Source organism: Mycobacterium sp., assembly GCF_044223235.1.
In the GTDB taxonomy this organism is placed as follows: domain Bacteria; phylum Actinomycetota; class Actinomycetes; order Mycobacteriales; family Mycobacteriaceae; genus Mycobacterium.
In genome coordinates this window covers 1-20,418 of sequence record NZ_JBGAME010000002.1, presented here as the reverse complement: position 1 = coordinate 20,418, position 20,418 = coordinate 1, and the positions used below count along the sequence as shown (strand labels likewise).

At 67.9% G+C, this 20,418-nt stretch carries 19 protein-coding genes; 9 read left to right on the top strand and 10 right to left on the bottom strand.

Annotated features, from left to right (window positions below; translation table 11 throughout):
- Window positions 1–61 precede the first annotated feature (61 nt).
- The 6 genes from ADBZ6K_RS03120 to ADBZ6K_RS03095 all read left to right on the top strand — a co-directional run bounded on the left by ADBZ6K_RS03120 (window position 62) and on the right by ADBZ6K_RS03095 (window position 6,572).
- Window positions 62–1,246, top strand: a complete 1,185-nt coding sequence (locus tag ADBZ6K_RS03120; RefSeq protein WP_526344388.1) for a metallophosphoesterase — start codon at window positions 62–64, stop codon at window positions 1,244–1,246.
- Between the two features lie 73 nt (window positions 1,247–1,319).
- Entirely contained in the window at window positions 1,320–2,813 is a 1,494-nt protein-coding gene (locus ADBZ6K_RS03115; protein ID WP_526344387.1) for a sensor histidine kinase, read from the top strand.
- 28 nt (window positions 2,814–2,841) lie between these two features.
- On the top strand, window positions 2,842–3,414 hold the full coding sequence (locus ADBZ6K_RS03110; RefSeq protein WP_526344385.1) for a uridine kinase family protein: 573 nt from the start codon (window positions 2,842–2,844) through the stop codon (window positions 3,412–3,414).
- A gap of 274 nt (window positions 3,415–3,688) precedes the next feature.
- Complete coding sequence (locus ADBZ6K_RS03105; protein ID WP_526344384.1) at window positions 3,689–4,312, top strand: ECF transporter S component; 624 nt, start codon at window positions 3,689–3,691, stop codon at window positions 4,310–4,312.
- Window positions 4,309–5,793, top strand: coding sequence for an ABC transporter ATP-binding protein (locus tag ADBZ6K_RS03100; protein ID WP_526344383.1), 1,485 nt, complete (start codon window positions 4,309–4,311; stop codon window positions 5,791–5,793). The genes ADBZ6K_RS03105 and ADBZ6K_RS03100 overlap by 4 nt, the downstream gene beginning before the upstream one ends.
- Window positions 5,790–6,572, top strand: a complete 783-nt coding sequence (locus tag ADBZ6K_RS03095) for an energy-coupling factor transporter transmembrane component T family protein (RefSeq protein WP_526344382.1) — start codon at window positions 5,790–5,792, stop codon at window positions 6,570–6,572. Before ADBZ6K_RS03100 ends, ADBZ6K_RS03095 begins: the two co-directional genes overlap by 4 nt.
- A 22-nt stretch (window positions 6,573–6,594) precedes the next feature.
- Here the strand turns inward: ADBZ6K_RS03095 and ADBZ6K_RS03090 are convergent, their stop codons facing one another.
- From ADBZ6K_RS03090 to ADBZ6K_RS03075, 4 genes are all read right to left on the bottom strand, one after another.
- Window positions 6,595–8,100 (bottom strand): aminotransferase class I/II-fold pyridoxal phosphate-dependent enzyme, encoded by a 1,506-nt coding sequence (locus ADBZ6K_RS03090; RefSeq protein WP_526344380.1) that lies wholly within the window; start codon window positions 8,098–8,100, stop codon window positions 6,595–6,597.
- A gap of 139 nt (window positions 8,101–8,239) precedes the next feature.
- Entirely contained in the window at window positions 8,240–9,379 is a 1,140-nt protein-coding gene (locus ADBZ6K_RS03085; RefSeq protein ID WP_526344379.1) for an amidohydrolase family protein, read from the bottom strand.
- Between the two features lie 266 nt (window positions 9,380–9,645).
- A complete protein-coding gene (locus tag ADBZ6K_RS03080; protein WP_526344377.1) occupies window positions 9,646–9,768 on the bottom strand; it encodes a hypothetical protein in 123 nt (40 codons plus the stop codon).
- 496 nt (window positions 9,769–10,264) lie between these two features.
- A complete protein-coding gene (locus tag ADBZ6K_RS03075) occupies window positions 10,265–10,852 on the bottom strand; it encodes a TetR/AcrR family transcriptional regulator (RefSeq protein ID WP_526344376.1) in 588 nt (195 codons plus the stop codon).
- 117 nt (window positions 10,853–10,969) lie between these two features.
- Between ADBZ6K_RS03075 and ADBZ6K_RS03070 the strand changes: the two genes are divergently transcribed.
- Complete coding sequence (locus ADBZ6K_RS03070) at window positions 10,970–11,716, top strand: SDR family NAD(P)-dependent oxidoreductase (RefSeq protein ID WP_526344375.1); 747 nt, start codon at window positions 10,970–10,972, stop codon at window positions 11,714–11,716.
- A gap of 3 nt (window positions 11,717–11,719) precedes the next feature.
- On the opposite strand, the gene ADBZ6K_RS03065 is transcribed toward ADBZ6K_RS03070, so the two are convergent.
- On the bottom strand, window positions 11,720–12,742 hold the full coding sequence (locus ADBZ6K_RS03065) for a glycoside hydrolase family 6 protein (protein WP_526344853.1): 1,023 nt from the start codon (window positions 12,740–12,742) through the stop codon (window positions 11,720–11,722).
- A gap of 151 nt (window positions 12,743–12,893) precedes the next feature.
- On the opposite strand from ADBZ6K_RS03065, the gene ADBZ6K_RS03060 reads away from it, so the two are divergent.
- The gene (locus ADBZ6K_RS03060; RefSeq protein WP_526344374.1) at window positions 12,894–13,577 is read left to right on the top strand and encodes a hypothetical protein; all 684 of its coding nucleotides are present in this window, start codon (window positions 12,894–12,896) and stop codon (window positions 13,575–13,577) included.
- Between the two features lie 12 nt (window positions 13,578–13,589).
- Here the strand turns inward: ADBZ6K_RS03060 and ADBZ6K_RS03055 are convergent, their stop codons facing one another.
- Window positions 13,590–15,248: an ABC-F family ATP-binding cassette domain-containing protein gene (locus ADBZ6K_RS03055; protein WP_526344373.1), complete on the bottom strand. Its 1,659-nt coding sequence runs from the start codon at window positions 15,246–15,248 to the stop codon at window positions 13,590–13,592.
- 298 nt (window positions 15,249–15,546) lie between these two features.
- Here ADBZ6K_RS03055 and ADBZ6K_RS03050 point away from each other — a divergent pair, with 298 nt between their 5' ends.
- Window positions 15,547–16,578 carry a fused (3R)-hydroxyacyl-ACP dehydratase subunits HadA/HadB gene (locus ADBZ6K_RS03050; protein ID WP_526344372.1) on the top strand — a complete coding sequence of 344 codons (1,032 nt, stop codon included), beginning with the start codon at window positions 15,547–15,549 and terminating at the stop codon, window positions 16,576–16,578.
- Between the two features lie 7 nt (window positions 16,579–16,585).
- Here the strand turns inward: ADBZ6K_RS03050 and ADBZ6K_RS03045 are convergent, their stop codons facing one another.
- The 4 genes from ADBZ6K_RS03045 to ADBZ6K_RS03030 form a co-directional block, all read right to left on the bottom strand.
- Complete coding sequence (locus ADBZ6K_RS03045) at window positions 16,586–17,983, bottom strand: protoporphyrinogen/coproporphyrinogen oxidase (RefSeq protein WP_526344371.1); 1,398 nt, start codon at window positions 17,981–17,983, stop codon at window positions 16,586–16,588.
- Complete coding sequence (locus tag ADBZ6K_RS03040; protein ID WP_526344370.1) at window positions 17,980–18,639, bottom strand: undecaprenyl diphosphate synthase family protein; 660 nt, start codon at window positions 18,637–18,639, stop codon at window positions 17,980–17,982. Before ADBZ6K_RS03040 ends, ADBZ6K_RS03045 begins: the two co-directional genes overlap by 4 nt.
- 7 nt (window positions 18,640–18,646) lie before the next feature.
- Complete coding sequence (locus ADBZ6K_RS03035) at window positions 18,647–20,053, bottom strand: sugar transferase (RefSeq protein WP_526344852.1); 1,407 nt, start codon at window positions 20,051–20,053, stop codon at window positions 18,647–18,649.
- Window positions 20,054–20,250: 197 nt separating this feature from the next.
- Window positions 20,251–20,403, bottom strand: a complete 153-nt coding sequence (locus tag ADBZ6K_RS03030) for a GAF domain-containing protein (RefSeq protein ID WP_526344851.1) — start codon at window positions 20,401–20,403, stop codon at window positions 20,251–20,253.
- Window positions 20,404–20,418: the final 15 nt, after the last annotated feature.

The window sequence follows — 20,418 nt, the reverse complement described above, 5'->3', positions numbered from 1 at the left end:
CGCAGCCCAACTAGGCTGGTGACGGTCTATTCGAGGGCCGGCCGACGCGTGAGGGACGTGCATGTTCATCGTTGTTCTCTGCTCGGTTCTCGTCCTGATGCACCTGTACATCTGGAAACGTCTGGTCAAGGACACAACCCGGCCGGGACGAACCCGCCTGATCCTGTCGGCGGTGGTACTCACCATGGCGGCGGTCCTGGCCGTCACATTGTTCCTGCCGCGGATGACCTCCACGCGCCCGGCGGCATGGCTCTCCTGGCCCGGCTACCTCTGGTTCGGCATGGTCGTGTACCTGTTCCTCGGACTGTTGGTGCTGGAGCCGATCCGTGCGGCGCTTCGGACGTGGGCGACACGCGGAGCAGGGGTCAAAGCGGCGACAGCGGCCGACGAGCGCCAAACGGAATCCCCGGCGGTGGACCGCCGGCTCTTCCTCGCGCGGGCCGGCGCGGTGACCGCCGGCGTCGCCGCGGCCGGGCTTGTCGGCGTCGGCGCGACGACCGCACTCGGCCCGCCGGATCTGTTGCGGGTGCCGGTGCGGCTGCGGCGCCTCGATCCAGCGTTCGACGGGTTCCGCATCGCCGTGGTGTCGGATGTCCACGTCGGCCCGCTGTCCGGCCGGGCGCACACCGAGCGGATCGTACGGATGATCAACGAGACCGAACCCGACCTGGTCGCCGTCGTCGGCGACCTCGTGGACGGGACGGTCGAGGAGTTCGGATCCGCAGCGGAACCGTTGCGACATCTGGAATCTCGCGAAGGAACGTTCTTCGTCACCGGCAATCACGAGTACTACGTCGAGGACACCGCCGACTGGCTGCGGGAGCTGGAGCGGCTCGGCCTGCACCGTCTGCGCAACGAGAACACGGTCATCCGCCGCGGCACCGGGGCGTTCGACCTCGCCGGTGTCAATGACATCGCCGGTGAAACTCGTTCCGACGCAACGGACTTCGACCGTGCCCTGATGGGTGCCGATCCCGCGAGGCCGACGATTCTGCTCGCCCACCAACCGATCCTGGTCGAGGAGGCGGCCGCCCGCGGCGTGGACCTCCAACTGTCCGGGCACACCCACGGCGGCCAGATGTGGCCGTTCCACTATGCGGTACGGCTCGCGCAGCCAGCCCTGGCCGGATTGTCGACCGTGCAGGGCACGCAGCTCTACGTCACGCGGGGCGCGGGCTTCTGGGGTCCCCCGGTGCGTATCGGCGCGCGCCCGGATGTCACCGTGTTATCGCTGCAGAGCGGCTGACCGACATGAGCATGGACGTGCACCGCCCGGGTCCTCCGGGACCGGTGCGCGGCGACTCAATTAACCTGTGCTGATGGGCGATCGCTGCGAGGTCGACGAGCTACGCACCCTGTTCCTGTTCGAGCACCTGACGGATGCCCAGCTCCAATTGCTGTGCGAGCAGGGCCGCATCGAGACGTTCCCGCCCGGCCTGTTGATCAGGGAGGGTGATCCCGCGACGTGTTTCTACGTCATGATCGAGGGTGAGCTGGTGATGTCGGGCCGCCTGGGCAGCGTCGATATCCAAACCAACCGCACATCCCAGCGCGGGGCGTACTGCGGCGCGTGGTCGTCCTACATCCCCGACGCGGTCCAGGTCTACGAGGTATCGATACGGTTGGTCCGCGAGTCGCGGTTCTACGTGCTCGACGCCGACCGGTTCGCCGACTTCATGCGCTCGCAGTTCCCCATGGCCGTGCACCTCCTGGTGGGCCACACCCTGGGGACCCTGCGTCAGCAGCAGATCCTCGGTCAGCGCGCCAGGCTGCTGGCGCTGGGCACCATCACCGCGGGCCTGACCCACCATCTGAACAACCCGGCAGCGGCCATCGCCCGCGCCGCCGACGACCTCCGCGGGGGCTTCGGAAGGGTTCGGCGCAAACTGGCGATGATCGCCGAGGGCAAGTTCACCCACGATGCACTCCATGCGCTGGTCGACGTTCAAAAAGAGGCGGCCGACCGGGTCGGAGCCTCGAAGAACCGGGACACCAGCGCGTTGGAAACCGCCGACCGCGAGGAGCGGATCGGCGACTGGCTCGACGAACACGGCATCGCCGGATGGGACTACGCGCCGACGTTCGTGGAGGCCGGCTTGGACGTCGACTGGTTGCAGCGGGTGTCGTCAACGGTCGAGTCGGACCACCCGGACGAGACGGACGAGACGGGCGAGAGCCGCACCGGTGCCCTGCAACGCGCCGTGGAATGGTTGAAGGAGTCCGTCGACACCGAACTGCGCGTGCGCGAGATCATCGAGGCCAGCAAGCGCATCTCGGCCCTGCTCGCGGGGGCCAAACAGTACTCACAGATGGACCGCGGCACGTATCAACGGGTGGATGTCCATGAACTGCTGCGAAGTACGCTGATGATGTTCGACGGCCGGATCGGCGCGGACAGCGACATCGGACTCATCACCGAATGGGACCGCAACCTGCCCGAAATCAACTGCTACGCAGGCGATCTCAACCAGGTCTGGACCAACATCATCGACAACGCGATCGAGGCGATGGACGGCAGTGGCACACTGACGGTGCGGACCGCGCGCGACGGCGAAACCATGATCCGGGTCGAGATCTGCGACGACGGCCCCGGCATCCCCGACGACCTCATCGACCGCGTCTTCACCCCGTTCTTCACCACCAAACCCGTCGGCGAGGGCAGCGGACTGGGTCTGGACCTGGCGTGGCGGATCGTCGAGAAGCACGGCGGGAACCTGACAGTGCAATCCGAGCCCGGTGACACGCGATTCGTCGTGCGGCTGCCGCTGCAGGCGCCCACCCACGAACCCGCCGCGCCGGCATGTCAGGTCTGATCGCCCGTCCCGGAACGCTGCAACGGGTGTGAACGTCGACGACATCGCCGGCAGCCTGACCGCAGCCGACGCGACCACCGTGTTGATCGACGGCCGCTCGGGGTCGGGCAAATCCATGCTCGCCGGCCAATTGCATCGCCGCTGGGCGGCCAGCACGATAGTGCGCCTCGACGACATCTACCCTGGCTGGGACGGGTTGGCGTGGGCATCCGAGCACATTCGCACCGATCTGCTGGAACCTCGCCGGCGCGGTCGGCCGGGCCGGTGGCGTCGCTGGAACTGGTCCACCGGCACCGCCGATGGTTGGTCCACCGTCGACGCGGGCCAGCGGGTGATCGTGGAAGGTGTCGGTGCGTTGTCCCGCGCCCACCGCGCTCTCGCGGACCTGGGCATTTGGGTCGACACTCCCGACGCCGTCCGCAAGCGGCGGGCACTGGAGCGCGACGGCGACACCTACCGCCCGCACTGGGACCGGTGGGCCGCGCAGGAGGACGTCTTCATCGCTCGCGAGGCCCCCCGTGCGGCCGCCGACTACGTCGCGGCCGAAGCTGTGGACGGGTTGAGCTGGACATTCACCAAGGCTGACCCGGCTCCGGCCTAGCGGAGTCGCACCGCCTGCGCTAGCTTGAAATACGGAGAACACGGGAGCGCACACCGAGTGCGCTGAGAGGGCGGCTGAACGGCTGTCGACCGTACGAACCTGACCGGGTAATGCCGGCGTAGGGAGACGCACGTGAACACTATTTGTCACGTACCACCGATCTGAGCGGTCCGGGCCGGGCCCGGCCCGAATACCCGTACATGTCACCAGTATTCGATTCCGCCCGATCCGTCGGCGGTTCTGCATCTTTAGGCACGCAAGCACAGGAATCCTCATGAGCCAGCCATACCCTGAAAATTTCGACACCCGGCCCGCCCTGCGCTGGCGGGTCGTGGACATCGTCGTCGCCAGCGTGCTCGCGGTGGCAGCAGGTCTCGTCTTCGTCTTCTGGAACGTCGCGTCCAATCCGATCTCGGAGCCGTTGAGTGCGGCGCTTCCCGGTCTGCAGGCGCTGGCGGGCGGTGGTTGGCTCTTCGCCGGCGTCCTCACGGCGCTGGTCATCCGGAAGCCGGGCGCAGCGCTGTACGGAGAGTTGGTGGCCGCGACGGTGTCGGCCCTCGTCGGCAACCAGTGGGGTGTGCTGACCATCGAATCGGGTCTGGTCCAGGGCCTCGGGGCCGAGTTGGTCTTCGCCGCCTTCCTGTACCGCCGCTGGAATCTGCCCGTCGCGGTTCTTGCCGGGGCGGTTGCCGGCCTGGCGCTGGCCATCAACGACCTGATCCTCTGGTACCCGGGCTCGGCGACCGCGTTCGCCACCATCTACACCGCTTCGGCCATCGTCTCCGGCGCGCTGATCGCCGGGGTGCTGTCGTGGTTCGTGGTGCGGGGTCTGGCCAAGACCGGCGCGCTCAGCCGATTCGATTCCGGCAGGGTGATTTCGAGTCCCGTACCCCGATGACCCTGGGTTCGGCTGTCCAGCTCGGCGGTGCCGAGGTGACGGCTCGCGGCTGGGGCTGGCGGCACGCCGGGCAGCACCGGTGGGCGGTGAGCAACCTCGAGTTGAGCATCGAAGCCGGTCAGCGGGTGCTGCTGCTCGGACCGTCGGGGTCGGGCAAGTCCACGCTGCTGCACGGGCTCGCCGGGCTGCTCGGCGGCTCCGAGGAAGGGCAGGAGTCGGGGCGCGTCCTGGTCGACGGCGCCCGCCCGGCCGACCGGCGCGCCCGTATCGGGATGGTGCTGCAGGACCCGGACTCGCAGGTCATCCTCTCGCGAGTCGGTGACGACGTGGCCTTCGGGATGGAGAACTTCGCCGTTCCCCGGCCCGCGATCTGGCCGCGAGTTCACCAGGCGCTGCGGTCGGTCGGGCTGAATCTTCCTGTGCTGCAGGATACTTCGGTGCTCTCGGGCGGTCAGAAACAGCGCCTCGCCCTGGCCGGAGTGCTGGCCATGAACCCCGGCCTCATCCTGTTGGACGAACCCACCGCCAACCTAGATCCGGCGGGGGTCATCGAGGTTCGCGACGCGGTCACGACGGCGGCCGACCTGACCGGCGCCACGGTCGTGGTCGTCGAACACCGCACCAAAACCTGGCTGCCCGTCATCGATCGGGTCATCGTCCTTGGCGCCGACGGCGGCATCGTCGCCGACGGGCCGCCCGAACAGACCATCCAGCGTGAGCGCGACCATCTGGTGCGCTCCGGCATCTGGGTGCCCGACGCCCCCGTTCCCCACGTCCGGCGAAACCCACCAGCGATCGCGGAGCCGCTGCTGGTCGCCCACGACCTGGCGCTGGGATACCGCTCGGGTCCGGAACTGCGAAGCGGCCTCGACTTCGGGATCTCCCGGGGTCGCGTCACGGCGGTGACCGGGCCCAACGGCGCGGGAAAGTCGACGCTGGCGCTGACTCTGGGCGGACTCTTGCCGCCCCGCGGCGGCATCCTTCAGGCTCACCCGGATTTCGCGCCGTCCCCGAAGAACCGCGAACCGGTTCGGTGGCGGTCCAAGGACCTTCTGACCCGCATCGCCAGCGTCTTCCAGGACCCTGAACACCAGTTCCTCACCGGCACCGTCCGCGACGAGCTCTCCCTCGGACCGAAGGCGCTCAAGCTCAGTGCCGACGCAATCCGGGCCCGCGCCGACGCGCTGCTCGAGCGGCTGCGCCTCGCGCACCTCGCCGAGCGCAATCCCTACACACTCTCCGGCGGTGAGAAGCGACGGCTGTCGGTCGCCACCGTCCTGATGACGCGGCCGGGTCTCGTCGTTCTCGATGAGCCGACGTTCGGGCAGGATCGCCGCACCTGGGAGGAGCTCATCGCGCTGCTGGCCGAAATCGCGGGCGAGGGAACGGGCGTCGTCGCGGTCACCCACGACACGGACTTCGTCGAGGTGCTTGCCGACGACCGCATCGAACTTGCCCTGCTCGACGCGGCAGGGTCATGACGTCGGTCGCCGTCGCCGCGGCCCCCGCCCGCCCGGGGGTGAATCCCGTCGCGAAACTGCTCGCCGCGGGAATCATCGCCTTCGCGCTGGTGCTCAGCGTCGACTGGGTGTCCGCGCTGACTGCGCTGGTGCTGGAGCTGCCCCTTCTGCTCGCGCTCCGGGTGCCTTGGCGGCCGTTCCTGGTGCGCGGCGGGCTGATCACGTTAGCGGCCGCCCTGACCGCACTCACCAATCTCCTCTACGGAGAGCCAGCCGGCACCATCCACTGGCACTTCCTGCTGATCAACATCAGCGACGGATCCATCGAGCTCGCGCTGGCAATGTTCCTGCGGGTCATGGCCATTGCGCTGCCATCGGTGTTCCTGTTCCTCGACGTGCAGCCGATCGAGCTTGCCGACGGGCTCGGCCAGATCCTCAGACTTCCCGCGCGGTTCGTCGTCGGGGCGCTGGCCGGAATGCGCCTCGTCGGCCTGCTGCACCAGGACTGGCAGTACCTGGGCTACGCCCGGAGGGCGCGGGGTGTGACCGACCATGCCCGGTTGCGCCGATTCCTGGGCCAGGCCTTCGCCCTGCTCGTCTTCGCGGTGCGCCGCGGATCGAAGCTGGCGACCGCCATGGAGGCGCGCGGATTCGGGGCGTACCCGACCCGAACCTGGGCGCGGCCGTCGTCGTTCGGCGCGCGGGAACTCGGCCTGATCGCCGCCGGTGTGGGCATCGCCGCGGCGTCCATCGCGGTCGCGGTGGCCAGCGGTACCTGGGTCTTCATCGGGAGCCGATGAGCGTCTGCGGTTATGTGCCGCGTCACGAGAACGACGTCTGCTTGAGCACACGGACATGGGTGAGCGCGGTATCCGCGGCGCCGCGGACATGACCGAATGGGGACATGGCCGTGCTGCACAAGAAGGTCAGGACATCCGCGGTGAACACTTCCCCGGGCAGCACATTCGGGATTCCCGGAGGGTAGGCCGCAAGCGAGTCCGCCGAGATCCGGCCGACCGCCTGGTCTGTCGGGATCAGTTCGGCCGGCGCGAAGTACGCCTGCCGCAGGGTCATCGCGATCGGACCCGCGTCGGGCAGGCCGACCAGCGGTGCGTTCTCCGCGTGCTCGTCGGGCAATTCCCGCAGCGCATCCAGGACGCGCGGTATGTCGGGTGCGGCACCCGCGCCGATCACCGCGACCACCGCGGAGTCGGTGGCCATCTCGGTGTGGACCCGATGATCGTGGAACAGCAACTGGCGGGCAGTGTGGCCGCTGAGTCCGCCGACTCGGGTATCGATCGCGATCCGCAGCGGGTCGATCCCGACGACCGCGGGCGACTGCAGGAACCGGTCCGACAGGTCGGCGAAGCGCCCGTCGTCGGCGAGGCCGGCGCGCAACCGGGCGGCCGCATCGAGCGACCGCTGAATCCGTTCCCGGCCGTGCACGGCCAGCGAGTGCCGGGCGACGTCGAGCGACATCATCAGCAGCGAGCTCGCGCTGGTGGACTGCATCGAGCGGAAGGCCCGATTGACCAGCGGCTCCAGCTCATCGGCGCGGGGCCCATTGCCGAGATGCAGCATCGCGGACTGGGTGAGGCTGCCACCGAGCTTGTGGGTGCTCGAGATGACCAGGTCGGCACCCTGACGCAGGGCGTTCTCGGGCACGTCGGGGTGGAACCCGAAGTGGGCGGCCCACGCCTGGTCGACGATCAACAGCACACCGCGGGCGTGGGCGACCTGTGCGAGCCCCGGCACGTCGGAGACCGCGCCGAAGTAGCTGGGAGTCACCACGTACGCGGCGACGGCCTCGGGCTGGGCGTCCAGCGCATCGGCGAGGGCCGCAGGCCGCACCCCGTGTGCGGCGCCGATATCGGCGTCGACATCGGGCTGGACGTAGTGCCCGATGAGACCGCCGAGAACCATCCCGTCCATCACGCTGGAGTGCATACTCCGTTGCACCACAACGTGTTCGCCGAGATGACGCAGGGCGAGGCAGGCGACGAGGTTGGCTTTGGATGCGCCGTTGGTCACCAGCCAGGTGCGCCGCGCCCCCCACGCCTCGGCGGCCAGCCGTGCCGACTGCTGCAGGGCCGTTGGCGCGGTCCCCTGGTCGACGCCGTCCACCAGCGGCGGCAGGTCGAGTTTGAGCACCCGGTCACCGAAAAGCTCGGCGAGTTCCGGCTGCGCCAGCGCTGAGCCGCTGTGGCCGGGGACGTCCAAGCGCACGTAGTCGGTGTCGGCGTAGCGGCGGATCGCGTCCACGTAGGGTGTCTGCGACTGGGACAGGGCGGCGGCATCAGGTTCGCTCGTCGCGGGGTATTCGGCCATGCTGTTCCTTTCGGCGCGAGTCGGTCTCGACATGGACGTGCGTGGCGGCTAGCTGAAGGTGGCGCCCGGTGGCGCAGGTCCACCCCGTCGTCGCGGGCCCGGGTCAGGGCGTCAAGCGGGGCCGCGCGGAGTTCGGCGCTCACCGGCCGTCCAAGCCGTACACACGAATCGCGTTGTCGCGACCGATCATTCGTAACACGCGAACGGCGTCATCGATGGCCCAATCGCCGGAGTCGACCCAACGGGCAATCACGGCCGCCGTGCCCCTGCGCCACAGTTCGGCGCCCAGGTAGTGCAGCTCGGCGGGGCCCCACCCGTCGGAGGAGAACAGGATCTTGCCGAACGGTGCCAGCTCCAGCGACTCGGCGATGACCGCCTGCGATCGGGCCCCGGTGTAGTTGATGGCCAGCCCCACGTCGAAGTAGACGTGCGGAAACACCTGCGCGAGGTAGCCGCCCTGGCGGTGGTAGGGGTAGCAGTGCAGGAGCAGGATGTCCACCCCGCAGGACTCCACCAGCCGCAGCCAGGGCATCAGCAGCAGCGGATCGCATCGGTGGAGGTCCAAGTCGGGGTCTCCGTACCCGGTGTGCAGCTGCAGCGGCAAGCCGCGGTCGATCCCGCACCACAGCCCGAACCGCAGCAGAACCGGATCGTCGACCCGCACCCGCCCGGTGCGTTCGAACTGCTCGATCGCCGCGGCGGCGGCCGCGACGATGTCCCGGTCGGACGGCCGTGCCGGGTCGAAGTCGAAGCCGTGGCGGTAGGCGACGACGCTCTTCAGGCCGACGGCACCGGTGCTGGCTTCCGCAAGGACCCGCGGGAACTCGGTCGGGACGGACACCGGGTCGGCGCCGCCCGACAGCAGCGCTTCCAGGACGGTCTCGATCCGCACGACCTCCCGCGCGGCGCTGCCGCTGCACTCGGCCATGCCCGAGACGTCGAGGATGTCGGCGCCGCGGTAGCCGGTCTCCACCAGGTAGGTGTCCACCCCGCTGGCGCGCAGCAGGCGGCGGTTGACCTCGGCCGCGCCGAGTTCGAGCCGACGGGCCAGATAGGAGTCGGGATCGGCGTGCGAGGGCAGGTCCAGCAGCGGTGCGCACCACCGGCGCACCGCGAAGCCGACCTGTGAGTCGAACTGTGTCAGACCTGCGGGCCGCGCACGATCGGACTCCGTCAGCATCGTCTCAAGCTCGGCGCGTGAGAGGTCGTGCGCGGTGACTCCGTGGACATGATGGTCAACCAGCTGAAGCGAGGCGATCGCGTCGGCGAGTCCGGGCATTTTCCTCAGTGCTCCTCAGCGTCCTCCGCGCTCCGGCATGCTCATCGTCGCGAAACGTCGCCTCGGCGGCTGACCGGTGTTGGGGAGGCGATTGCGGCCGTCTCGGTGATGATAACGACCACCGGGTGCTCGACCGCGAGTGTCGACAGCCTTCGGTTTAGCGTGGACACAAGGTTCTCGGCAGCATTCGGAACCGGAGTCCGCTCACCCGCGCTACGGTCACGGCGCCGGGAACTGTGCAGGCGGTTGCCGACCGAGGGCACAGGTCAGCTCTGCGCCGCCTTCGCCTTGGTCGCGGCCGCCGCCAGTTCGTCCAGCAGCTTGAACGAGCGGAAGGTCATCTTGAGTCCGGCACGTCTTCCAGTTTCGTCACGGACGCTCAACACCATTGTGACTCAATGTCATTGTGTAGTTCTCAAAGGACGAGCACGGCACGCTGATTCGCGTGCTGTGCCGCTCTGCACACCGGCTGAGCGGGGTGCGTTGCTTTTCAATCATGGTGCATCGCAAAGCCCGCGATGTCGAATGATTGTTTCACCGAAAACTGTTGGTGGAGAAGACGTTTGGATACACCAAACTATGGGAACGTCAGGCGACGTTCCCAGCAGGACATACACCAAAGGTGAGAAAGCTACGAGATTGCTGTTCCGGCCCACACTTCCGGTGGCGGTGCACGGCCACTGCGGCCGCCGAAGCCTGGCGACGGAAGGATCGGAAGCGACTGGGCCGGCTGACGACGCCCCGGCGCCCGGAGGGAGTCGCCCGAAGTAGGCCCACGAGGTCCGCGCGCGTCAACCCCGCCGAGGATGCCCTGTGCATCCCGGCGGGGGAAAGAAGGCCGCGGCGGATCATTGTCACGCGATCAACGCGTAGCAGCGGGGTCCGTCATCGCCCTGCGATTTTTGGCGGCGCACCGCTCTCCGGGAAGAACCCGGGCCAACCCGCCAATGCGAGTTCGGCTACGGCATGCAGATCGGCGCGGCTGGCTCCACTGCGGGCCTGGACGGCAAGCCCTTGACACACCGCGGCGATCCAGCGGGCGAGCAACAGCGTGTCGACACCGGACAACTCGCCACCGGCTACCGCCGCATCGAAACGCTCGGCGAGTTGATGCACGATGGCGTCGCGCAGCTCGGCCAGGCCCGGGGCGTCTCCGACGAGCAGACACCCGCGCTGATCGCCGCTCACCGTGTCGGCCGCACCGTGCACCATCGCTGCGGCGACGCCTTGGGCCGTCGGCCGCGCCAGCGCATCGGTCAGGTAGCCACCCGGTCCGGCGAGATAGTGCTGTTTGGCTCTTTCGAACAGCGACTCCTTCGAGCCGAACTCGGCATAGATGCCGCGACGATTCACCCCGGTAGCCGCCGACACATCGGAGATCGACACTCCATCGAAGCCGTGCTCCCAGAACAGCTTCATCGCTGCCTGCTCCACCTGATCGGGGTCGAACTCCCGCGGCCGCCCGACCGCCATTGCGCACCGCCCTTCGCCTGATCCGGCCAGACCGGGAATTTATTCAGCCGTATCGACCTTGACCTCACCATACTAAGGAACAATCCGGTTCGTAATCACTCTGGGAGGTCCATGGACATGAGCACGGCAACGCTGGCGGGACGGCGAGCACTGGTCACCGGCGGTTCGCGCGGGATCGGTGCACAGATCGTGCGGCGACTGACCGCGGACGGCGCATCGGTCGCCTTCACCTACGCAAGCTCGCCGGCCGACGCCGAGAAGCTCGTCGCCGAGGTGACGGCCAACGGCGGCACAGCGGTGGCGATCCAGGCCGACGCCGCCGATCGGGCGCAGATCGCATCCGCGGTCGATCAGGCGGTCGCCGAACTCGGCGGCTTGGACGTGCTGGTGAACAATGCCGGTGTCGTCCACATCGCCCCGATCGACGATTTCGCGTCCGAGGAGTTCGACCGTCTGGTGGCGATCAACATCGGCGGCGTGTACTTCGCGGTGCGCAGTGCGATCAAGTATCTGGACGAGGGTGCACGGATCATCAACATCGGCAGCATCAATGCCGACCGGGTACCGGGGCCCGGGCTTTCCGTGTACGCGATGACCAAGGGCGCGGTGTCATCCCTCACCCGAGGACTGGCCCGGGAACTCGGCCCGCGCGGGATCACGGTCAACAACGTACAACCGGGTCCGATCGACACCGACGCGAATCCCGCCGATGGCGACTTCGCCGAAAGCCTGAAAGAGGTTATGGCACTGGGCCGTTACGGCCACACCACCGACGTCGCCGCAGTGGTGAGTTTCCTGGCGGGCCCAGAGTCCGGCTATGTGACCGGAGCCAACTGGAACGTCGACGGCGGTTTCACCGTCTAGCGTTCACTGGCCCGCGTTGCGGGCCAGGTCGATGGCGTACTGGCTGACGAAGACACCGGCACGCGGTTCCCCGCGGTCGCATGATCCGTCCGACTCGCCCACCCGTTTGATCCACAGGTACGCGTCGGCGTGCGCCCCCGCGGTCGCCGCGGTCGGCGGCGTGCCGAGCGCCCGGCCACCGGGGTTGCACCAGTTCAGCGGGGACTCGGGTGCCGGACCGACACCGTTGCGGGACGTGTCGATCACGTAATGCGAGCCGTTCGTGAGCGCCGACACCGCCTCTCCGTAACCGATCTGCTCATCGGTGGTGTAGTAGTTCGTGGTGTTGAGACTGAATCCCCGCGCTTTGGCGATACCGGCCTCGTTGAGCCCTGCGGCGAGTTGGTCGACGCTCAGCCAGCGGGAGTGCCCGCCGTCGATGTACACCGCCGCGGCCGGATCGCGGGTCAGCGTGTCAACGGCGTAGCGCAGCAGGTCGAAGCGCTCCTGGCGCTGATCCGGCGATAGGCAACCGGCCATCGCGATCGCATCGGGTTCGAGGATGATCGCTGCAGGCAGGGAGCCCAAGCCCGATGCCACCGCATCGATCCACCGGCGGTAATCGGCGCCCGACGCGAACCCACCCGCGGCGTAGCTGCCGCAATCGCGGTGCGGGATCGCATACAGCGTCAGCACCGGCGTCGCGCCGACGGCCTGTGCCGCGCCTGCGAGCCCCGCCACCGTTCTTTCGACGGTGCCCGCGGGGAAGTGCTGGTCGATCCAGTACGCCTGGGGTGTGTTGGCGACGGCGGTCAGCTCAGGACTCGGCGGGTTGGCGTTCCGCGCGGCCACCATGACCGCGGACACGGGATCGACGTAGAAGGGCTTTCCGGCGAGCGGGTTGGCGTCGCTGACTAGGCGCACCGCCGGTGAGGGACCGTCGCGCTCCGGCACAGGAGACAGCACCATACCTGCGACGGCGGCAGCGGCCAGGAAGGGTGTCATCCACCGCGCGATTGCACCAGCAGCTGAGGAAATCACCCCCAGAAACTAATGCGGCCTCGCTGCAGGCGCCAATCGCAGACGGACGCTGCCGGGTGAACTACTGGGCTATCGGGGATATCAGGGATATCTCGGTCGCATTGAGATGTGATGTCACGCGGCGACGGTCCGGGCAGACGCTGACATCATCGGACGAATGGCATCCCGAGCAACGGCGAGGAAGGACGGCAGGCTGTCCGCGCGTCTTGCGGCGATCGCTTCGCTCGGCGCGGCGATCATCCACTTCGCCGTCGCACCGACGCACTGGCAACAGTGGACGGCGTCGGGAATGTTCTTCGTCTCACTGGCACTGTTCCAACTGCTCTGGGCGCGACTGGTGCTCACGCACGCCACACGACCCGTGCTTGCCGCCGGGATCATCGCCAACGTCGGGGCGGTCACGCTGTGGGGCGTTTCTCGGACTGCCGGCGTGCCGCTCGGGCCACATGCCGGTCAACCCGAGATGATTCAAGCCGCCGACCTCTGCGCCCTGCTGCTCGAGATCTATGTCGTGATGGGGGCGGGCTGGGTCTGGTACCGCGCGCGTCGGGGAGGGTCACTACCGTCCTTCGCAACCACCGGCGTCCTCCTCGGCGGCAGTGCTGTCATCGTTCTGGCGTCAACCGTGGGAGTGGCTTCGGGTCTGCAGCACGGCCATCATGGGCCCAGCGTCGAACACGCTGACGGCCAGCACGATCATCCGGCGCCACCGGCTCCGCGGCTGGTCATCGTCGAGGCGACCGGCACGCCCGCGATACCGGCGCCTGTCGAACCCGCACCGCCCGCAGCCGTCCCGTTGAACGGCGACATCGAAGGCGATCACTACCACCACCACGAGTAGCGGTCAGTTGACCTACAGCTCGATAACCCGGCCGTCGTCGACCAGCCAGGACCGGTCCAGCCGAACGTTCTGCAGCATCCGGCGATCATGCGTGACCAGCAACAGCGCACCGGCATAGCTGTCGAGCGCCTGCTCGAGCTGCTCGATCGCGGGGAGGTCGAGATGGTTCGTCGGCTCGTCGAGCACCAGCACGTTGACGCCACGGGCCTGAAGCAGCGCCAGGCCGGCGCGGGTTCGCTCACCGGGCGAGAGTTCGTCCACCGCACGTTCGACGTGGTCGGCGCCGAGCGCGAACTTCGCCAACAGGGTGCGCACGTCGGCGGTCGACCATGACGGCAGGTGATGTTCGAAGCGATCGACCAGTCGCCCCGGCCCGGAGAACTCGGCTCTGGCCTGATCGATCTCGCCGATGGCGACGTTGGCGCCCAGGCTGGCCCGCCCCTCGTCGGGCTGCCGGCGGCCCAGCAGCAGCCGCAGCAACGTCGACTTCCCCGCTCCGTTCGGTCCGGTGATGCCGACGCGCTCACCGGCATCGACCTGCACCGACACCGGACCAAGCACGAAATCGCCCTGGCGCACAACAGCATTGTCGAGTGTCGCCACCACCGAACTCGACCGCGGCGCGGACCCGATGGTGAACTGCAGCGCCCACTCCTTGCGCGGCTCCTCCACTTCCTCCAGGCGCGCGATCCGGCTTTCCATCTGCCGCACCTTCTGCGCCTGCTTCTCACTGGACTCGGTGGCGGCGCGACGCCGGATCTTGTCGTTGTCGGGCGATTTGCGGATCGCGTTGCGCACCCCCTGGCTCGACCATTCCCGTTGAACGCGTGCGCGGGCCACCAGATCGGCTTTCCTCTCGGCGAACTCCTCGTACTGTTCGCGCCGGTGCCGGCGCCCGACCTCACGTTCCTCCAGATAGCTTTCGTACCCCCCACCGAACACCGTGGTCATGTTCTGCGCGATGTCCAATTCGAGGACGCGAGTCACGCTGCGCGCCAAGAACTCCCGGTCGTGACTCACAACCACCACGCCACCGCGAAGCTCACGCACGAAACGCTCCAGCCGGTCCAGTCCGTCGAGATCGAGGTCGTTGGTCGGCTCGTCGAGCAGCACGATGTCGAAACGCGACAGCACCAGCGCCGCCAGGCCGACCCGCGCCGCCTGGCCACCGGAGAGCCCGGTCATCAGCGTCGACTCGGGGCGCACCACATCGACGTCGAGCCCCAGGTCGGCCAGCACCGCCGGCAGCCGTTCATCGAGATCAGCCGCACCCGTGGCGAGCCAATGATCCAGTGCCGCAGCGTAAACGGCGTCTTGGTCCATTCCCGCCGGACCCGGGTGCGCCAGCGCCTCGGCCGCCGCTTCCAGGGCGTGCGTCGCTTCGAAGCATCCGGTGCGGCGCGCGATGTAGGCGGCAACGGTCTCGCCGGGGACCCGTTCATGCTCCTGCGGCAGCCACCCGACGAAGGCATCGGCAGGCGCCAGACTGACCGTGCCGTCAATCGGCTCGAGTTCCCCGGCCAGGATCCGCAGCAGCGTGCTCTTGCCTGCGCCATTCGCGCCGACGACTCCGATCACATCGCCCGGCGCCACGGTCAGGTCGAGGCCCTCGAACAACGTGCGATGGGCGAACCCGCCGGCCACATTCTTCGCGACGAGCGTTGCGGTCATGGCGTCATCGTCGCATCGGCGCCAGAAGTGCTAGCCGCGCAGGTAGGCCAGCACCGCGAGAACCCGGCGATTCTGCTCGGTGTTGTCCGGGCCGCGGGGGATGCTCCAGTCCCACGCGACGCTAGGCGTCCACCCGGCGGCTGCCCATCCGGCGTGCCCGCGTCTCCAGGGTAGGGCTGTCCCTACTGCCCCGAACCGCCCCGCCGAACGAGCATCGACGCACAGGGCGACGGGGGCCGCGCGTTACTGTGCACTGGTCGGCCCATCGAACACGACGATAGAAGAGTTGAGCACATTCATGACCGCATCAGCAGGCGCGCCGGCACTCGAAGCGCGGGTCGGCCACTACTACCAGATGGACGGCACATACCTCGTGGGCCGCGAGAAGCTGCGCGAATACGCCCGCGCGGTGCAGGACTACCACCCCGCGCACTGGGATGTCTCCACCGCCGTTGAGCTGGGCTATTCGGACGTCGTCGCGCCGTTGACGTTCACGTCGACCCCGGGCATGAGCTGCAACCGCCGGATGTTCGAATCGATCGTGGTCGGGTACGACACCTACCTGCAGACCGAAGAGGTCTTCGAACAGCACCGCCCGATCGTGGCGGGAGACGAACTCCACGTCGACGTGGAGTTGACGTCGGTGCGCAGCATCGGCGGCAGGGAGCTGATCACCGTCACCAACACGTTTACCGATGCGGCGGGCGAGCGGGTGCACACGCTGCACACCACCGTCGTGGGAGTCACCGCCGACGACATCAATCCCGGAACCATGGCGGCGGTGCAGAACGCGATGATGCACGACCTGAACATCCTCGACATCAACAGCTCCGACGCGGTCTACGAGAAGACCGTCCGCCCCGAGGGCGAGATTCGGATCTCCGATGGCGGCATCACCCGCACGCCGGGGACGCCGTCCTTTGATGACGTCAAGGTCGGCGACGAACTACCCACGCACCACACCCGGCTGTCCCGCGGCGACCTGGTCAACTATGCGGGCGTGGCCGGCGACGCCAACCCGATCCATTGGGACGAAGACATCGCCAAACTGGCCGGGCTGCCCGACGTGATCGCTCACGGAATGCTCACCATGGGTCTGGGCGCCGGATTCGCCTCCGCGTGGACGGGCGACCCCGGCGCGGTCACCCGTTACGCGGTGCGGCTGTCCCAGCCCGCGATCGTCTCGGCCGCCGAGGGCGCCGACATCGAATTCAGCGGCCGCATCAAGTCGCTGGACCCGGCGACCCGCAGCGGTGTGGTCGTGGTCGCCGCAAAGTCCGCAGGGCGCAAGATCTTCGGCTTGGCGACGCTGAATGTCCGCTTCCGCTGACCGGACCTCAGCCCTTCAATAGCCCCGATTCGTGGTAGCGGCGGTCGGTGTTGACCTGCCAGGGATCCACGTACTCGCCGAAATAGCGGGCGACGCTGTGCATCGCGCTCAACATCGCGTGATCCTGATTGTCATAGTGGTGCATGCCGTTGCGGCCGATCGGGTAAAGCGCCGGATGCTCGCGACGCAGGAAGTCGCGGATCCACGCGATACTGCGCTCCCGGCCGGGATCGCAGACGGGATAGGCGAAGCGGGACCGCACAACCATCACGTGGTCGAGAACACCGGCATCGAGGCCGAGGGCATCAAGATCCGCCATCGCCATGCCCTCCAGGCTCGCGTCATCCGTGGCCCACAGGTCGGAATCAGGGCCGACGAAGTACTCGAGTCCGAGGTGAGTGCCGGTCCAGCCCGGCGGTGCGAGATCCTTCGACCAGTGGGTGTAGTTCTGAATCCGGCCGGCCCGCAGACCGGGACCGGGCGTGTACACCCAGTTGTACGGGATGTCGTAGTGCCGCCGCAGTGCCACCGCGACCGTGATCAGGCCCCGGTGCTTCAATGCACCGGCCGCCGCGCGGATGTGGGCCGGCGGGGCGGGCTCGAGCACTTCGATCAGCCTGCGCAGCGGCATGCTGGAGAACAAGCTGTCGCCGGATGCGGTGTGGCCGTTGGCGAATCCGATCGTCCACCCCGCGGTGTCGGCCCGGATGCTGTCCACTTGAGCGTGCAATGCCGCCGTCACACCGGCCTGCGCGAGGACATCCGCCGCGGCCTCCCACAGTTGTCCCGGCCCGAGCCGGGGATAGCGGAACACATCCTGGTTCTCGAGGCTGGGTTTTCGTCGCAGCCACCAGTTGATCGGTTTGATCCGCTGATCCGCCCAGTCGCTCGACATCTGATCCGGTTCGGTGAGCCAGGTCTTACGCACATAGCCCTCGAAGAACACGCCGTACCAATACCGCCCGAATTCCCTTGTGCCCCAGTCGCGGAAACTGACATCGTCGTCGCGCGGGTCCAGCCCGCACCGCAGTCTGGCCCAGGCCAGGCTGGTCAGCCCGCGCAGTCCACGCAGGCGCCCCATCTGCGTCATCAGATCACGGCCGATGAGGGGGTAGCGCACGTATCGACCGTCCACCAGCGTCGCGGAGCGCCGCGCGATCGAGTGCCATTGGCGTGGCGGGAGCAGTGACTTCCACAGGTCCAGCACCTCTTCACTCCTGGTGAAGAACCGGTGCCCGCCAGGGTCGACTCGCCAGTCGCCGTCGGTCGGCGTGCAGGCCAAACCGCCGACGCGCCCGGACGCCTCGTAGAGGCGCGGGGTGACTCCTCGGCGCGCAAGTTCGAGTGCGGCGGTCAGACCGGCGGGGCCCGCGCCGATCACGAGGGGTCGGCGTTCGGTGCTCATCGGCCACGTCGCTGCTGCGAACGCCGGAACTCGGCGACGAGGTCGTCGATGTGCCGTGTATCGAGGTCGTTGAGCGGTGTGTTCAGGAAGATCAGCTGGGCGTACTGACTCTGCAGCGGCAGGAATCCGCTCAACAGCGGCTCGGCGGTGGTCCTGATCACCAGGTCGACCTCCCCGATGTCGAAGGCGTCGGCGATGTCACAGCCCTCCCGCGCCGCCCGGCGCTGGGCGCCGCGCAACTCATCATAGGCGTCGTACGGGGCGAGCACGTTGATCCGGAACCGGTCACCGGTCATGAGGGACTCGGTACGGCACGCCGCCGCCTGAAACGCTTGGGGCAGCAGGCTGCGTTCACCGTGCAGTCGCACGGCGGACTCGCCGGGGTCGAAGTTTGCTGGGATCAGGGTTTCGAGAAAATGGATGGACGCCGCGTACACCGCCTCGAGTTCGTCGTGTCGGCGGCCCAGGTTCGCGCGGCTCAGATTGTAGACGGTGACCGTCTGGATGTCGTTGCGCTGCAACGCCAGCAGAATCTCGACGACCTTGTGCGCACCGCGCAGGTAGGCATCGGCAAGGCTGGTGCCGTTGGCGTCGGCCCAGCGCCGCAACCCGTCCGGGATGAGACCGACGTGGGCGGGTTCGGGGCGGCCCGGCACGCGGTCGTCAGTCTTCTGTGGGTCGTAGCACCGCGAACACGGTGAGCACCAGGATCTTCCAGTCCAATAGAACCGACCAGTTCTCGATGTAGTAGTTGTCGAACTCCGCGCGGTCGGCGATCGACGTCTGCCCGCGCAGCCCGTGCACCTGCGCCCAGCCGGTCATGCCGGCCTTCACGCGGTGGCGCTCGCCGTAGCGGCGAACCTGAATCGCGAAGAGTTCCACGAACTCCGGGCGTTCCGGCCGAGGCCCCACCAAGCTCATCTCACCGCGCACTACGTTGATCAGCTGCGGTAGTTCATCCATCGACGTCTTGCGCATGATCTTGCCGATGGGGGTGCGGCGGTCGACGCCCTCCACGCCGCCGGGTGCGGCACCGTCCTTCAGTTCGAACACCTCGTCGCTCGGATCGACGGGCCGCATGCTGCGGAACTTCAAGCAGCCGAACGGTTTACCATCGCGACCAACCCGCTCCTGGGCGAAGAAGACCGGCCCCGGCGAGCTGAGTTTGACCAACAACGCCAGCGTCAGGAACAGCGGCGAGATCAGCAACAGCCCGATAGCCGCGGCAATCCGGTCGGACATATGTTTGGCAGCAAACTGCCAACTGCGCGGATCGACATGGTCGAGGACCACCAACGGCATGCCGCCCAGGTGCTCCACGCGGGCGCCGCCACCCATCGCGTCGATGAGTCTGGGCACCACCCTGACGCGCAGCCCGAGCTGTTGTGCCCTGTGCGCGACGAGGGCCAGTTGCTCGTCGTCCATGGCGGACGGGGCCACGATGACCTCTTCGGCCGCGGTGGTGCCTGCAACCAGCGCGAGGTTCGCGACAGGCCCGTAATACGGCACGTCCAGCACCTCGTCGTCGGTCGGCGGGGTGATGTCGAGCACCCCCACGGGACGCAGTCCGTACTCGGGCAGCTGACGCATCCGGGTGATCAACTGCTGCGCAACGGGCCCGGAGCCGATGATCACGGTCGGCGCCGCGTCCCGATAGCGTCGCCGCAACCAGCGCTGGGCCAGCGATCCGGCGAAACGCACCCCCGGGATCAGCAGTGCCGCGCACACCCACATGTGCAGCATCAGCAGGCTCGGCCAGACCGTAGGTTCGCTCCACAGGACCACGCTCAACGTAGCGAAGGTGGCCAGCGCGACGGCGGTCTGGACGGGTTCGGCCTCGTCAAGGAAGGTGCGATTGAGCCTGCGCCGGTACATCGAACGACTGGCCATCAGGATGATCACGAACGGCACGAAGGTCCACAGATACACGCCGACCTGGACGGTGACCGGGTTTCCGCGCGTCCACCACAGCGCCAGCGCGACAGCGCAGACCGCACCGAGCGTGTCGTCGATCAACAGGACCAGCAGATGCCCGCGTCGGGTCCGCGCGGCCTCCAGCCAGCGCGGCATGGTGGGCGCATGGGTTGGTACGACGACGACCTGGTGAAGCGACTGCGGCGCACGCTGCGCACGCGGCAAACGTCGGGTCGTCACGTCCAGTTGCATTCATCCCCCTGCCCATTGGAATCGCCGATAGTTTAAATGGCGAATGCGTTTGCCGCACTCCAATCACAATGGGGCCATTCAGAATTTGCCAGGGATGAACGCTAATGGGTGGCGGGCGCCGCGAAGATCCGCTCGGCCGCCAGCTGCGCCAAGTCGCGGAGTATCTGCACGTGACCCGTCGTCCACACCCGCGGTGTGACATCCGAAACACACAGCGTACCGATGACGTAGCCGTCCGGGCCGATCAACGGGATGCCGAGGTAGGCAAC